The organism is Rhodococcus sp. P3_B8 (assembly GCF_056402775.1).
The window spans coordinates 1-14215 of the sequence record NZ_JBFUGT010000028.1 but is presented as its reverse complement, the minus strand read 5'-3'; the positions used below and the strand labels follow the sequence as shown (position 1 = coordinate 14215).

The 14215-nt window shown below is 67.8% G+C and carries 15 protein-coding genes and 1 pseudogene; 8 read left to right on the top strand and 8 right to left on the bottom strand.

Features of this window, described 5'->3' with window-relative positions; genetic code table 11:
* Positions 1–3: 3 nt before the first annotated feature.
* A complete protein-coding gene (locus AC1D1G_RS13295; protein ID WP_477952444.1) occupies positions 4–594 on the top strand; it encodes a TetR/AcrR family transcriptional regulator in 591 nt (196 codons plus the stop codon).
* A gap of 9 nt (positions 595–603) precedes the next feature.
* Here AC1D1G_RS13295 and malQ read toward each other — a convergent pair whose 3' ends face one another.
* Entirely contained in the window at positions 604–2709 is a 2106-nt protein-coding gene (gene malQ, locus AC1D1G_RS13290; protein ID WP_477952442.1) for a 4-alpha-glucanotransferase, read from the bottom strand.
* Between the two features lie 196 nt (positions 2710–2905).
* Between malQ and AC1D1G_RS13285 the strand changes: the two genes are divergently transcribed.
* Both AC1D1G_RS13285 and AC1D1G_RS13280 read left to right on the top strand, forming a co-directional pair.
* Positions 2906–3553, top strand: a complete 648-nt coding sequence (locus AC1D1G_RS13285) for a HemK2/MTQ2 family protein methyltransferase (protein WP_280778734.1) — start codon at positions 2906–2908, stop codon at positions 3551–3553.
* Between the two features lie 57 nt (positions 3554–3610).
* The gene (locus AC1D1G_RS13280) at positions 3611–3904 is read left to right on the top strand and encodes a WhiB family transcriptional regulator (RefSeq protein WP_105412928.1); all 294 of its coding nucleotides are present in this window, start codon (positions 3611–3613) and stop codon (positions 3902–3904) included.
* Between the two features lie 44 nt (positions 3905–3948).
* On the opposite strand, the gene purQ is transcribed toward AC1D1G_RS13280, so the two are convergent.
* Positions 3949–4626, bottom strand: coding sequence for a phosphoribosylformylglycinamidine synthase subunit PurQ (gene purQ / locus AC1D1G_RS13275; RefSeq protein ID WP_009477892.1), 678 nt, complete (start codon positions 4624–4626; stop codon positions 3949–3951).
* A complete protein-coding gene (gene purS / locus AC1D1G_RS13270) occupies positions 4623–4862 on the bottom strand; it encodes a phosphoribosylformylglycinamidine synthase subunit PurS (RefSeq protein WP_005244409.1) in 240 nt (79 codons plus the stop codon). The genes purQ and purS overlap by 4 nt, the downstream gene beginning before the upstream one ends.
* Before the next feature lie 131 nt (positions 4863–4993).
* On the opposite strand from purS, the gene AC1D1G_RS13265 reads away from it, so the two are divergent.
* Entirely contained in the window at positions 4994–5641 is a 648-nt protein-coding gene (locus tag AC1D1G_RS13265) for an MBL fold metallo-hydrolase (RefSeq protein ID WP_005244410.1), read from the top strand.
* A gap of 50 nt (positions 5642–5691) precedes the next feature.
* On the opposite strand, the gene AC1D1G_RS13260 is transcribed toward AC1D1G_RS13265, so the two are convergent.
* The 3 genes from AC1D1G_RS13260 to AC1D1G_RS13250 form a co-directional block, all read right to left on the bottom strand.
* A complete protein-coding gene (locus AC1D1G_RS13260) occupies positions 5692–6396 on the bottom strand; it encodes a DUF2334 domain-containing protein (protein WP_283354476.1) in 705 nt (234 codons plus the stop codon).
* Positions 6397–6494: 98 nt separating this feature from the next.
* Positions 6495–6989: a glutathione peroxidase gene (locus AC1D1G_RS13255; RefSeq protein WP_219456744.1), complete on the bottom strand. Its 495-nt coding sequence runs from the start codon at positions 6987–6989 to the stop codon at positions 6495–6497.
* Between the two features lie 82 nt (positions 6990–7071).
* Complete coding sequence (locus AC1D1G_RS13250; RefSeq protein ID WP_005244413.1) at positions 7072–8457, bottom strand: C4-dicarboxylate transporter DctA; 1386 nt, start codon at positions 8455–8457, stop codon at positions 7072–7074.
* Positions 8458–8617: 160 nt separating this feature from the next.
* Between AC1D1G_RS13250 and AC1D1G_RS13245 the strand changes: the two genes are divergently transcribed.
* The 4 genes from AC1D1G_RS13245 (at position 8618) to AC1D1G_RS13230 (ending at position 11844) form a co-directional block, all read left to right on the top strand.
* On the top strand, positions 8618–10183 hold the full coding sequence (locus AC1D1G_RS13245; protein WP_283353368.1) for a sensor histidine kinase: 1566 nt from the start codon (positions 8618–8620) through the stop codon (positions 10181–10183).
* Positions 10180–10869 carry a response regulator gene (locus AC1D1G_RS13240; protein ID WP_283353367.1) on the top strand — a complete coding sequence of 230 codons (690 nt, stop codon included), beginning with the start codon at positions 10180–10182 and terminating at the stop codon, positions 10867–10869. The genes AC1D1G_RS13245 and AC1D1G_RS13240 overlap by 4 nt, the downstream gene beginning before the upstream one ends.
* An 81-nt stretch (positions 10870–10950) precedes the next feature.
* On the top strand, positions 10951–11502 hold the full coding sequence (locus tag AC1D1G_RS13235) for an LppP/LprE family lipoprotein (RefSeq protein WP_283353366.1): 552 nt from the start codon (positions 10951–10953) through the stop codon (positions 11500–11502).
* A gap of 162 nt (positions 11503–11664) precedes the next feature.
* Positions 11665–11844: a hypothetical protein gene (locus tag AC1D1G_RS13230; RefSeq protein ID WP_164058811.1), complete on the top strand. Its 180-nt coding sequence runs from the start codon at positions 11665–11667 to the stop codon at positions 11842–11844.
* Between the two features lie 103 nt (positions 11845–11947).
* Here the strand turns inward: AC1D1G_RS13230 and AC1D1G_RS13225 are convergent, their stop codons facing one another.
* Positions 11948–14077, bottom strand: coding sequence for a S9 family peptidase (locus AC1D1G_RS13225; protein ID WP_283353365.1), 2130 nt, complete (start codon positions 14075–14077; stop codon positions 11948–11950).
* A gap of 3 nt (positions 14078–14080) precedes the next feature.
* Positions 14081–14215: pseudogene (locus AC1D1G_RS13220) on the bottom strand (phosphoribosylaminoimidazolesuccinocarboxamide synthase); the annotation flags it as partial.

The window sequence follows — 14215 nt, the reverse complement described above, 5'->3', positions numbered from 1 at the left end:
TTCATGCCGTCCGTCGACACTCCCCGCCGTTCCGAACGGTCCCGCGCCGCGATCCTGCAGGCCACGCAGGAACTGATCCGCGAACAGCCCTACGGGAAGATCAGCATCGAAGGCATCGCCGCGCGCGCCAAGGTCGGGAAACAGACCATCTACCGGTGGTGGCGATCCAAGGGCGCACTCGTCGTGGACGCCCTCCACGAACAGAACGCGGCCGGGGCACAGGAGGCCATGGCCCTGCCGGACACCGGCGACCTCGCCGCCGACATGCGGCTGGTCCTGCGGGCCACGGTCGACGAGTTCACCTCACCCGACTTCGAACCGCTGTTCCGGGCGCTGGCCATCGAATCGCTGCAGGATCCCACACTGCAGGAACAGATCGTCGAGCGGATCTACCGGCCGCAATTCGAGTTCGTCGCGGCGCGGTTCCGCTCCGCGCAGGACGCCGGGCAGGTGCGGCCCGGCATCGACCTCGCCCTCGCGTTCGAGTTGTTCATGGCGCCGATGTTCTACCGCTGGCAGAGCGGAGCGCATCCCCTCACCCACGACCACGCGGACGCCGTCGTCGACCTGGCGATGCGCGCCCTCGCACCCTGACGACCGGGATCAGCGGGCGCCGCTCACGAACCCGAAATCGCCGTCCGCCAGGTCCTCGACGTGGACGGCACGCCCCGACGCGTCGGCGAGGGGAATCTTCCAGTTCGAATACTGGGTCTCGTCGGTGCCCGGCTGATTCTGGACGCGGTACTCCCCCACCAGATCGGCGAGCGCGACACCCGTCAGCAACGACGGGCTGCGGTTGATCAGCCGGTACAGCGCCTTCACGGTGTCGGGTATCGACGCGTCGTCGACCAGCAGTCCGCGGTCGCGCGCCAATTGCAGTACGGCCTCACGCTGCCTTGTGTCGTGTTCCTTCTCGAGTTCGAGGTCGCGTTCGAGGAGCCCGAGCCGCGAGCGCAATTCGATGTGTTCGCCGGCCAGGTATCCGGCGGTCGGCGGAAGATCGTGCGTGGTAACGGATGTCAGGCACAGGGTGCGGTACTGCTCCGGCGGTGTCGGCCGCTCGCCGTCGTGCTCGAACCACAGGATCGACGTCCCCAGGATCCCGCGCTCGGCGAGGTAGTCCTGGACCTCGGGTTCGAAAACCCCGAGGTCCTCACCGATCACCACGGCGCCCGCCCGCTCGGCCTCGAGCGCGAGGATCCCGACGAGAGCCTCGTGGTCGTAGGAGACGTACGTTCCGTCCGCAGGCGACTCCGCGTCGGCGGGGATCCACCACAGCCGGAACAACCCCAGGATGTGATCGACCCGCAACCCACCCGCGTGCTTCAGCACGGTGCGCAGCATGTCGCGGTACGGGGCATACCCCAGTTCGGCCAGCCGATCCGGTCGCCAGGGCGGCTGATTCCATTGCTGACCCTGCTGATTGAAGTCGTCGGGAGGCGCGCCGACGGTAATACCCTCTGCCAGGGCCGTTCCCAGCGACCACGCGTCCGCACCCCCGCGCTGGACCCCGACCGCCAGATCGTGCACGATCCCGATGTCCATGCCTGCCGCCCGCGCCGCGTCCTGGGCGTCGGAAAGCTGCTCGTCGCATACCCATTGCAGCCACGAGTAGAACTCGATTCGCGGCGCGAGCTTGCGCCGCTGCGCCTGCACCCAGTCGCTGTCGGGCGCACCGGCCTTCGTCGTCCATCGCGGGTCGTCGGGCGGCAGTTTCTCGGTGAGCGCGCACCAGGTCGCGAAGTCCCGCAGTCCGTCGCCCTCGACGCGGCAGAACTCCTCGAACGCGTGCTGCCTGCTCGGGCTGCGCTCGATCCGGAAGACCCGTTCGAGCACCCGGAGTTTGGCCCGGTACGACGGGTTGCGGTCGATCCGGTCGGACCGGTCGTTCGCCCGCTCGAATCGCGCTGCGGCGTCGCGCATCCGCGCATGGCGTCGCGTCGAGAGGTACGCAGTCTCCGGGATGTTCTCGACACGGATGTACATCGGGTTGACGTAGCGGCGGGTGGTCGGCAGGTACGGCGACGCCTCGATCGGTGGCCGGGGCTGCGCGGCGTGCAGCGGATTGACCAGCACGTAGTCGGCGCCGTGAACGGACCCGAAGATCGAGGCGAGATCCGCGAGGTCGCCGAAGTCCCCGACACCCCACGACCGACGCGACCGGATCGAGTACAACTGCGTGAGCACACCCCAGCGTCGGCGGTCGCTCAGCGCGTCGGACGTCGACAATCGTGCCGGCGTCACCACGAGCGTGCACGACGACGACGTGTGCGAGGTGGACGCCCGCACCGCGTGCCACCCGCACGGAACGTCGGAGGGGACGACGAACGTCGCGCGGCCGACCAGGGCGCCGTCGACCTCCCGCGGATCGACCCACACCTGGAGTTGGCGTGCCGGGACCGTCCCGCCGGACTCCGTGTCGATCGTGACGTCCACCGCCTCGCCGTGCGGAACGTGGACCACGAAACGGGTCTCGGACCCTTCCCTGCCGACGACGACGGGCGGCAGCATCCGTCGCCACGGTGCCGCGTCGCATTCGGACAGGGCGCGCCGCACCTCGTCCTCCGTTGCGGCGGGAACGTCCAGGGCTGCGAGGACGCTGCGGAGTGTGTCGTCACGGACGTCGTGGCGCTGCTGATCCCAACCCCGGTACGACGTCGCCACCCCGTGCCGGGCCGCGAGGTCACGCAACTGCTCGGTGTACGTCACCCCGTCGATCGTGCCAGCTCACCCCGGAATCTGCGCGACTTCCGACCCGTGCCACCGCGGTCGGAGCGCATCGGCGTGATTGACCCTGCGTCGACCGGGGTAACTGTGAGGTAATCAGACGCACGGCGTCCACGGTGAGCCCGCAGGGGAATGCCGTGGACGCACCACGATGCGACCGGCGACCGAGGAGTCTTCGATGCTGCTACGTCTTCCCGGAGTCTATCGCCCGCAACACGATACGCAGTTGCTGGCCGACGTCCTGGCGGCGGAGCCACTCGGCCCCCATTCCCGGGTGCTCGACCTCTGTGCGGGGACCGGCGCGCTGAGCGTGCGCGCCGCCGCCGCGGGTGCGGGCCGGGTAACCGCGGTGGACGTGTCGAGGCGAGCGGCGATCAGCATCAGACTCAATGCCCTTGTCGGAGGGCACCGGATCCGGGTGATCCACGGCGATCTCATCGAGCAGGTTCGCGGGGAACGGTTCGACGTCGTCGTGTCCAACCCGCCATACGTGCCGGCACTGGTCGACTCGGTCCCCGACCGCGGTCCGGCGCGGGCCTGGGACGCGGGCAAGAACGGTCGCGCACTGCTCGATCGGATCTGCTGCCAGGCCCCCGACGTTCTCGTCGCCGGTGGCGTCCTCCTGCTGGCGCAGTCCAGCCTGAGCGGAGTCGAGAAAACTCTGACGATGCTCGAGGAACAGAACATGCGGGTCGACATCGCCGCGACCGCCGAGATCCCCTTCGGACCGGTCCTCGTCGAACGCAGAGGCATGCTCGAGCGGAGAGGGCTCATCGAGGTCGGCCAGACCCGTGAAGAGATCGTGGTGATCCGCGCCGTCAAGTAGATATCGATATTGTGCCACAACGCTTTTCAGTGCCGACGACACTCCGAGGGAGCCGACATGCCGTCATCCACTCGCCTTCCCAGCCCCAACACCGAGGCCTGGGACTGGCAGATCCACGCCCTGTGCCGCGGCGTCGAATCGTCCGTGTTCTTTCATCCCGACGGCGAGCGGGGTAACGCCCGCAGCAACCGTGAACGTCGCGCGAAAGCGATCTGCCGTCGCTGCCCCGTTCTCGTCGAATGCCGCGACCACGCCCTGAGCGTGACCGAACCGTTCGGAATCTGGGGCGGGCTCACCGCGTCCGAACGCCGCGGGATCACCCAGCACGGCGAGGGAACCGTCGCCGTCTGATCCGGCACCGTGCAGGCCTGCGGCCGCACACGGTGCCGGTCGGCTCAGGCGGAGATGACGCTGTCGAGGACGGAGTAAAACATGCCGAGCCCGTCGTCGCTGGGGCCGGTGAGGGCCTCGGTGGCGTGCTCGGGGTGCGGCATGAGGCCCACGACGCGGCCGTTGGCCGAGGAGATGCCTGCGATACCGCGCTGCGAACCGTTCGGGTTGTCGCCGACGTAGCGGAACACGACGCGGCCCTCGCCCTCGAGTTCGTCGAGGACGTTCTCCGACGCCTGGTAGCGGCCCTCGCCGGACTTGAGCGGGACCAGGATCTCGGCACCCGACTCGTAGCGGGACGTCCACGCCGTCGACGTGGCCTCGACCTTCAGCCACTCGTCGCGGCAGATGAAGTGCAGGCCCTCGTTGCGGGTGAGCGCGCCGGGCAGGAGGCCCGCTTCGCACAGAACCTGGAAGCCGTTGCAGATACCGAGGACGGGCATGCCGCCCTGCGCGGCCTGCACGACCTTGCCCATGACGGGCGCGAACCGTGCGATGGCGCCGCACCGCAGGTAGTCGCCGTAGGAGAAGCCACCGGGGACGATGACGGCGTCGACACCCTTGAGGTCGGCGTCGCCGTGCCACAGGCTCACGGCCTCGCCGCCGGCGAGGGTCACCGCGCGGGCGGCGTCGACGTCGTCGAGGGTGCCGGGGAAAGTGATGACTCCGACGCGGGCGCTCATGCTTCGACGCGCCTCACGGTCCAGTCCTCGATCACCGTGTTGGCCAGCAGGGCCTCGGCGATCTTCTCGAGCTGAGCGTCGTCGACACTGCCGTCGACCTCGAGCTCGAACCGCTTGCCCTGACGGACATCGGAAACTCCAGCGAAGCCGAGCCGCGGCAGCGCTCCGACAATGGCCTGCCCCTGGGGGTCGAGAATCTCGGCCTTGGGCATGACTTCGACGACGACACGGGCCACGTGCTGCTCCTTGTAGTAGTGCGCGAGCCCAGAGTGGAACACCGGGCACCCGGAAGTTTACCGGGCTACCTGCCTGCGGTTCGCATCGGACGAGCGGGACGAGCCATGCATGCAGGCGCATACTCGAATTCATGCGACTGACTCACTTCGGCCACAGCTGCGTCCTCGTCGAGTTGAACGGTTCCACCATCCTCTTCGATCCGGGCAACTTCTCCCACGGATTCGAGGGCATCACCGGACTGGACGCGATCCTGGTCACCCACCAGCACCCCGACCACGTCGACCAGCAACGACTGCCCGCCCTCGTCGAGGCGAACCCCGGCGCGGCGCTGTACTCGGACCCGCAGACCGCGGCCCAGCTCGGCGGCGCGTGGACGGGGGTGCACGCCGGCGACGAGTTCGACATCGGCGACGTGCACGTCACCGGCACCGGTGGGAGGCACGCGGTGATCCACCCCGACATCCCGGTGATCGACAACACGGCGTTCCTGCTCGGCGACGCCGGCAACCCCGCCCGGCTGATGCACCCGGGCGACTCACTGTTCGTTCCGGAGCAGAAGGTCGACGTGCTGGCGCTGCCCGCCGCGGCGCCGTGGCTGAAGATCTCCGAGGCCATCGACTACCTGCGCGCCGTCGCACCGCGGGTCGCGGTGCCCATCCACCAGGCGATCATCGCGAACGAGGCCACCGGCATCTTCTACGGCCGCTACTCGGACATGGCGCCCGAGGGCACCGAGTTCCGCACGATGCCGAGCGAGTCGAGCGTCGAGGTGGCCTGACGGCCCCGTGAGTACTTATTAACCGCCCGCGGTTAACAAGTACTCACGGGTCAGGCGGCACCGATCTGCGGGATCCGCGGCTCCCAGCGGTACACCTGCGGCCGCGCGTCGTGGTAGAGCGCGAGGTCGACGGCATCGAGCATCGCCTGCCGAGGTCCCGACGTGCCCAACTGCTTCGCGGTGACGGCGAGGCGCACCACGCCCCCACGCCTGGCGGTCCGTCCGGAGCCGAGGACGAGCGCCCGGCACCACCACGGTTCGGCGCGGAATCCCTCACCGATCCCCAGCACCCGCGACCGCACCGACGTCTCGCGTTCGAGGTCGTGGATGGCGGTCATCGTGGCCAGCAGCCGGAACCCGGCGGACGGCAGTGCCGCGACGGCGCCCTGCGACGCCAGCCAGCGGGGCGGAGCGAACAATCTGGTGCGCAGTCCGGTCTGTTCCATCACCCGGTCCGCCGCGAGCAGCCGCAGCCGCGCCTCGTGTTCGGGAAGCGAGGCGAACTCGGCCCGGCGACGCTTGGTCGCGGCCTGGTCGTATCCGTGGAGGACGACGGCGTCGCCGCGGGATCGGCGCGCGCGAACCCAATCCTGCGTCGCGGGGTCGTTGACCAGTCGATACTTGTCTTTCAGGCGCGGGGCGACGAGCAGCGACAGCGGCACGCCGCGCGCATCCATCTCCTCGGCGAACGCGGCCGCGAAGTCGCGCGTCTCGTCCTTGATTCCTGACACCGACACGATCAGCTGTCCGGTCATGGTCCTCAGCGTGACAGGTGAACGTGAACAGCGAGCAAAGCTCGTGCGCCTTTCCGGTAGTGGGAGCTACCGAAAAGGCGCACGAGCGGCGAAGCCGCCTATTTGGGCAGGACCGCCTCGATGGCCTCGACGACCTCGGGGGCGTCGGGCTCGGTGCGGGGACGGAACCGCTTCACCACGGTGCCGTCGGGTGCGACGAGGAACTTCTCGAAGTTCCACTGGATGTCGCCCGCGGCGCCCTCGGCGTCGGCGGCCTTGGTCAGTTCCTCGTAGAGCGGGTGCCGGTTCTCGCCGTTCACCTCGATCTTCTCCAACAGGGGGAACGTGACGCCGTAGGTGGTGGAGCAGAAGGTCTCGATCTCTTCGGCGGTGCCGGGCTCTTGGCCCATGAACTGGTTGCACGGGACGCCGATCACGGTCAGTCCGCGGTCGGCGTAGTCGGTGGCGAGCTTCTCGAGGCCCTTGTACTGCGGGGTCAGTCCACACTTCGAGGCGACGTTCACCACGAGGACGGCGCGACCGTCGTATTCGCCGAGCGAGGTCGGGGTGCCGCCGAGTGTGTTGATGCCGATGTTCTGAACAGGTGTCGTCATGCGCACCAACGTAGCCAACAAACCTCTGTGCGCCCAGGCTTCGAATCGCCCGGGCGCACAGAGGTTTACTTCGGAGTGGGTGTCAGCTCTTCACGAGGACCCGCGGCTCGTCGGCGGCAGGGGTCTCGGTGGCCTGCTCTTCGACGACCTCGCCGTGGCCGTCGTCGACCATCGTCGACTCGTCGAACGGGAGCTTGCCGTCGAGGACGGTGCGGACGCGCTCGTTGTCGATCGTGTTGGTCCAGGAACCGACGAGCAGGGTGGCGACGGCGTTGCCGGAGAAGTTCGTGACCGCGCGGGCCTCGGACATGAACCGGTCGATACCGACGATGAGGCCGACGCCGTCGAGCAGTTCGGGACGGTGGCTCTGCAGGCCGCCCGCGAGGGTGGCGAGCCCGGCGCCGCTGACTCCGGCAGCACCCTTGGACGCGATGATCATGAACACCAGCAGCGACAACTGCTCGGGGAAGGACAGCGGCTGGCCCATTGCGTCGGCGATGAAGATCGACGCCATGGTCAGGTAGATCGCCGTGCCGTCGAGGTTGAACGAGTAGCCGGTGGGGACGACGACACCGACGGTGGTGCGCTCGACGCCGACGTGCTCCATCTTCGCGATCAGACGGGGCAGGGCCGACTCGGACGAGGACGTGGCGAAGATCAGCAGGTACTCGCGGGCCAGGTACCGGACCAGCTTGAAGATGGAGACGCCTGCGACCACGCGGAGCACGGATCCGAGGACACCGAACACGAAGATCAGGCAGGTCAGGTAGAAGCCGAGCATGAGCGTGGCGAGCTGGACGACGGCGCCGAGACCGGTCTGGCCGACGACGTTCGCGATGGCACCGAAGGCACCGATCGGTGCGAGCCACAGGATCATCGACAGAATCTTGAAGACGAGCTTCTGCACGGAGCCGACAGCGCGCAGGATCGGCTCACCCTGCTTGCCCAGGGCCTGCAGTCCGAAGCCGACGAGCAGCGCGACGAACAGGGTCTGCAGCACGCTTCCCTCGGTCAGCGCCGACATCAGCGACGTGGGGATGATCGACTGGAGGAAGTCCATGGTGCCGCCGGCGCCGTGGGCCTTCTCGGCGAGCGCCGCTCCGGTTCCCGCGGTGTCGGCGCTGATGTTCAGGCCGGAGCCCGGGTTGAGCAGGTTGCCCACCAGCAGGCCGATGCCGAGCGCGACCGTCGACATGCCGATGAAGTAGGTGAGCGCGAGTCCGCCGACCTTGCCGACCTTGGCGGCGGCCTTCACCGATCCGATGCCGAGGACGATCGTGCAGAAGATGACCGGGCTGATCATCATCTTGATGAGGTCGACGAACATCGTGCCGAGCACGCCGAGCGATTTGCCGACTCCCGGAGCCAGCCATCCGACGAGGACGCCCGCGACGACGGCGACGATGACCCCCATGTACAACCAGTGTGTCCGGTCGCGCTTCTTGGTCTTCCCTGTCGCAGTACTCATGGGGTTGTCCTCCAATTCGAGTGGCAAGCTGATCGGTGAGGCCGGTTAGTGACCGCGATCACGTCTTGGAAGAATCTTCTAAGCGATCGCTTGGCTGGAGAAGTTTGTGTTCATTACGTTCAGGAGAAATGCATTGCCGCACCATCCGCCGAGACGGCCCATGAGCGTCGCGAGGCAGCTCTTCCTCCTGCAGCTCGTCGTGTTGGTGCTGGTCATCGGCGCCGGGACCGCGCTGGCCATCGTCGATCAGCGTCGCGACAGCGACGAGACCACCCGACGTGCCGTCACGGCCGTCGCGACCACGCTCGCGATGTCGGACGGCACCGTCGAGGCTTTGCGGTCCCCCGACCCAACGGCGGTTCTCCAGCCTCAGACCGAGCGGATCCGTGCCGCGACCGGCACCGATTTCATCGTCGTGATGACGCCCGCCGGCATCCGCTTCACCCACACCAATCCGGAGCTGATCGGCGGGGTGTTCTCCGGCAACATCGAGCGCGCGCTCCGCGGGGAGACGTTCACGGAGACGTATGCCGGCTCGCTGGGACCGTCGATCCGGGCCGTGGCCCCGGTGTACGACGGCGACCGGATCGCGGGTCTCGTGTCCGTCGGCGTCACGCGTGAGAAGATCGGCGACCAGTTCGCCGCAAGTTTGCCGACCATCTTCGCGGTCGCCGCGATCGGTCTGGCGGTGTCGGCGGCCGGCTCGTTCCTGCTGAGCAGGCGCCTGCGCCGTCAGACACTGGGGATGGCGCCGGACGAGCTGCGGCAGATGTACGAGCATCACGACGCCGTCCTGCACTCGATCGGCGAGGGCCTGGTGGTGCTCGGCCGCGACAGCGGTGACACCGCGAAGGCCGAGGTGGTGAACGACGAAGCGCGCCGCCTCCTCGATCTCCCGGAGGGCCCCGTCCCGGTGGCCGCGCTGCCGGAGTCGTTGCGGCAGTCGCAGGACGACGATTCCCGGGACGAGGTACACGTGACCCCCGACCGCGTGCTGCTAGTCAGCCGGGAGCCCGTGACGTGGGAGGGACAGCGTCTCGGGACGGTCCTGACCCTTCGCGATCGCACCGAATTGCAAAGCGTCATGGGCGAACTCGACTCCGTGCGCGGATTCGCGGAATCGCTGCGGTCGCAGGCGCACGAATCGGCGAACCGTCTGCACACGATCATCACGATGGTCGAACTGGGCCGCTACGACGACGCGATCGCGTTCGCCACCGAGGATCTACGGTTGTCGCAGGAATTGATCGACCGCCTGATGACGGCGGTGCACGAACCCGCGCTGGCCGCACTGCTGCTCGGCAAGGTGGGTGTGGCCGCCGAACGGGGAGTCGACCTGACCGTCACCGAAGACACCGCTCTCGGACCCGTCGCGCCGCTCAGTGCGCGTGAACTCGTCACGCTGGTGGGTAATCTCGTGGACAACGCGATCGACGCCGCCCGCGGTGCGACGGAATCCCCCGGAGAGGATGCGTGGGTGGAAGTGACCGTCCGTCAGGATAATTCGATGATGGTGGTGCGCGTGGCCGACAGCGGCCCCGGTATTCCCGCCGACGAACTCGACAAGGCGGTCACGCGCGGCTATTCCACCAAGTCGGGCCAGCGCGGACTCGGGCTGGCGTTGGTGGCCCAGGTGGTGGCGCGGCACGGCGGGGCGATCCACACGGAGCCGTCGCTCGGATCGATGATCGTCGTCGAGATCCCGATCGACGAGGCCGCCTCGTGATCCGCGTGATGATCGTCGAGGACGAACCGCTCATCGCCGAGGCGCATCGGGCGTATGTGGAACGCATTCCGGGTTTTTCGGTCCACACCGTCGTTCACGACGGCAACGGCGCCATGCGCGCGGTCGCCGCCGCGAACGGCAGCGACGACCCCATCGACCTCGTCCTCCTCGACATCGGCCTGCCGGATGCCAGCGGACTCGACGTGGCGGCGGCACTGAGCGGCGTGCGACCGAGCCCCGACGTGATCGCGGTGACCTCGGCCCGCGACCTCGAGATGGTCCGCACCGCCGTTGCGCGCGGAATCGCGTTGTATCTCCTGAAGCCGTTCACGTTCGCGGCGTTCCGCGACAAACTCGAGCGGTACCGGGAATTCCGCGACGCCCTGCCCGCCGGAAGCAACGCGTTGAGTCAGCACGACATCGATCGGGCGATGTCGGCGCTGCGCACCTCCGACGAGCGCGCGGCGTCCCCGAAAGGCGTTGCACCACAGACACTCGACCACGTCTCCGCCTGCGTCCGTGACGCTGCGGGACCGCTGACGGCGGCCGAGGTGGCGGCCAGCATCGGGGTCTCGCGGGTCACGGCCTGGCGGTATCTCGAACGCCTCGCCGACGACGGGGTGCTCGCCCGGCACACCGAGTACGGCCGGGCGGGGCGCCCGCAGATTCGGTACGCGCTGCGCTGACCCCGTAACGAACCGGCCACGCCACGCGAGACAGTGAGTGAGGCGAAGTAATTCCTGTCGGGGACGATGCAGGGAGAGCACATGAAGACTCACGTGGCAGCATTTCTGACCGTCGCGGCCGCGACCGCGCTCACCGGGTGCACCGGAAGCGACGACGCGGCAGAATCCGCCGCCTCCCCGGTCCCACAGGCCGCTTCTGCCGCAGAAGTACGCAGCGGACCGTGCCTCGACCTCGATTCCACACTGGTCACCGACGCGTTCGCGACGCTCGGCAACGCACCAGGTGGCGATCCGTGGGTACCCGGAGCCGCGTCCGATGCCGCCGGCGAGGACTGCCCCGCGCTGCTGTGGGCCACGGCGGAGACACCCATGGGGACGGTGAGTTCACCGACCCAGGTGCTGTTCTTCCACGACGGCACGTATCTGGGCACCGCGACAGCCGAATCGTATGCCTACACGCGGGTGGTCGGGTCCACCGACGACTCCGTCTCGGTGCAGTACAGGTGGCTCGGCGAGCAGGACGCCAATTGCTGCCCGTCGGGCGGACCCGCGGTGATCACCTACTCCTGGGACGGGTCCAGGGTCGTAATGGAGCAGCCGCTACCGAAGGAGATGCTCGACTCCTACAAATGACATCCGACTACCATTGCGGCGCAACGGAATTGACATGACACGGAAGGCGCCACCGGAGACGGTCGAGAAAAGCTCTGCCAGAGGTTGTGACCTGCATCACATCGGTGGACGATTGGAGAGGAGTCACCTCCGGCTCGCAGTAACTCAGTCAAGGACCTTCACATGTCTAGCAGAATTGCCACCACACTCGCCGCAATCGCAATGACCCTGTCACTCGGCGCTCTCGCCGCCCCCGCAGCTGTCGCCGCACCGCTCGCTCCCGCACCGACCCCGGCAGCCGGTTCGATCTCGGTCTGCCTCAACCTGCCACTGGGGTCGGCCAGCATCAGCTTCTGCATTTGAGCCCTGCGAGGCGGAAAGTCCCCTGACAAGCCGACTTCCGCCTCGCCCGCCGATGCTTTTCACACGCCGAGGTATCGCATCCTCGGCGCGCGTGCCGCAGTACCTAATCGCCGATCGTGTCGAGCACCCACGCGAATTCGAACGCTACTTCCTTCCACTTCTCGTAGCGTCCGCTGACGCCGCCGTGCCCGGCGCTCATCTCCGTCTTGAGGAGGAGCGGCGAGTCGCCGGTCTTGGTGGCGCGCAGTTTGGCGACCCACTTCGCCGGTTCGACGTAGAGCACCCTGGTGTCGTTGATGCTGGTGATCGCGAGGATCGCCGGGTAGTCCTTGGCCTCGACGTTCTCGTACGGACTGTACGAGCGCATGTATTCGTAGACCTCGGGGTTTTCGAGCGGGTTGCCCCACTCGTCCCATTCGATGACGGTCAGCGGCAGTGAGGGGTCGAGGATCGACGTCAGCGGGTCCACGAAGGGAACGTTGGCGAGGATTCCGGCGAACAGTTCGGGTGCCAGGTTGGCCACCGCACCCATCAGCAGGCCGCCCGCGCTGCCGCCGTCGGCGATCATCTGCTGCGGCGTGGTGCGTCCAGTGTCGATCAAATGCTGTGCGCTCGAGACGAAGTCGGTGAAGGTGTTCTTCTTCGTGAGCGTCTTGCCGGTCTCGTACCAGTGCCGGCCCATCTCGCCGCCGCCGCGCACGTGCGCGACCACGAACACCACTCCGCGGTCGAGCAGGGACAGCCGCGCGACGGAGAACGCGGGATCCATGCTGGCCTCGTACGATCCGTACCCGTAGAGGAGGGTCGGGGCGGGGTCGTCGACGCCGTTCGTCTTGCGCCGGACGATCGAGAGCGGGATGCGCGTCCCGTCCTCGGCGACGGCCCAGTCGCGTTGCTGCTCGTAGTTGCCGGCATCGAATTCCCCGAGCACGGGTTGCGACTTGCGCAGGGCGAGTTCGCCCGTCGACAGCACGTAGTCGTAGACCTGGCCGGGCGTGATGAACGAGGTGAACGCCATCCGCAGTGTCGGCTGCCGCCATTCCGGGTTGGCCCCGAGCCCGACGCTGAAGAGTTCCTCGTCGAATTCGATCTCCGTGAACTCGCCGTAGCCGTCCTCACCGAGCGGCCAGATCGCCAGCCGGGTCAACGCCTCCCGGCGGTAGCCGAGCACGAGGTGGTCGGCGAACGCGTCGACCTCCTCCAACCGCACGTCGGAGCGGTGCGGAATGAGGATGGTTTGCGACGTCGGGTCGGACACCGGCGCGTCGGCGAGCACGAAGTTCTCGGCCTTCTCACCGTCGACGACGTCGTTGTGCATGATCAGGAAGCGGTCTTCCCCTGCGACCACCGCGTGCTCCACGCCGTATTCGACGCCCTCGCGTCGCGGCAGCACCACCCGGAACTCGCCCTCGGGGTTCTCCGATTCGAGCACCCAGCCTTCGCTGGTGATCTTCGACCCCACCCAGATCATGAGGTACTTCTCGCTCCGGGTGGACCCGACCGACACCCAGAACCGCTCGTCCGGCTCGTGGAACACGGTGACGTCCTGCGCGCGGTCGGTGCCGAGCTTGTGCCGCCACACGGTGTCGGGGCGCCAGGACTCGTCGACGGTGAGATAGAAGACGTGACTGTGGTCGATGGCCCAGGTGGCGCCGGGTGCGGTCTCGGGGATTTCGTCGGGCAGCAGTTCGCCGGTCACGAGGTTCTTGAAGCGCAGCGTGTAGCGCTCGTCGCCGACCACGTCGACCGAGTACGCGAGGAGCGTGCCGTCGTGGCTGAGGGAGAAGGCGCCGATGGAGAAGAAGTCGTGTCCCTCGGCCTCGGCGTTGCCGTCGAGCAGCACCTGCTCACCGGGCAGTTCGACACCGGGAGCCAGTTCCGGCGGGGTCCAGTCGTCGGGTCCGGCGATCGGTGCCCGGCACTGGACGCCGTACTGCTTGCCCTCGATGGTGCGGGCGTAGTACCACCAGTCGCCCATCCGGGTGGGAACCGACATGTCGGTCTCCTGCGTGCGCGACTTGATCTCCTGGAAGATCTGGTCCCGCAGCGGCGCGAGATGCGCGGTCTCCTGCTCGGTGTACGCGTTCTCGGCCTCGAGATACGCGACGACTTCGGCGTCTTCCTTGTCGCGCAGCCACTCGTACTCGTCGACGAACGTGTGACCGTGGTGGACGCGTTCGGTGGGCACCGTCTTCGCGACCGGCGGGGTCAGTTTCGCGCCTTCGGAGGTCATGTCTCAGCCCACCCAGTCCGCGAACGACAGACCCGAGATCCGCTCGTACGCTTCGATGTACCGCTCGCGGGTCGCTTCCACGATCTCGGCGGGCAGCGGCGGCGGCGGAGTGTCGGACGCGCGGTCCCAGCCGGATTC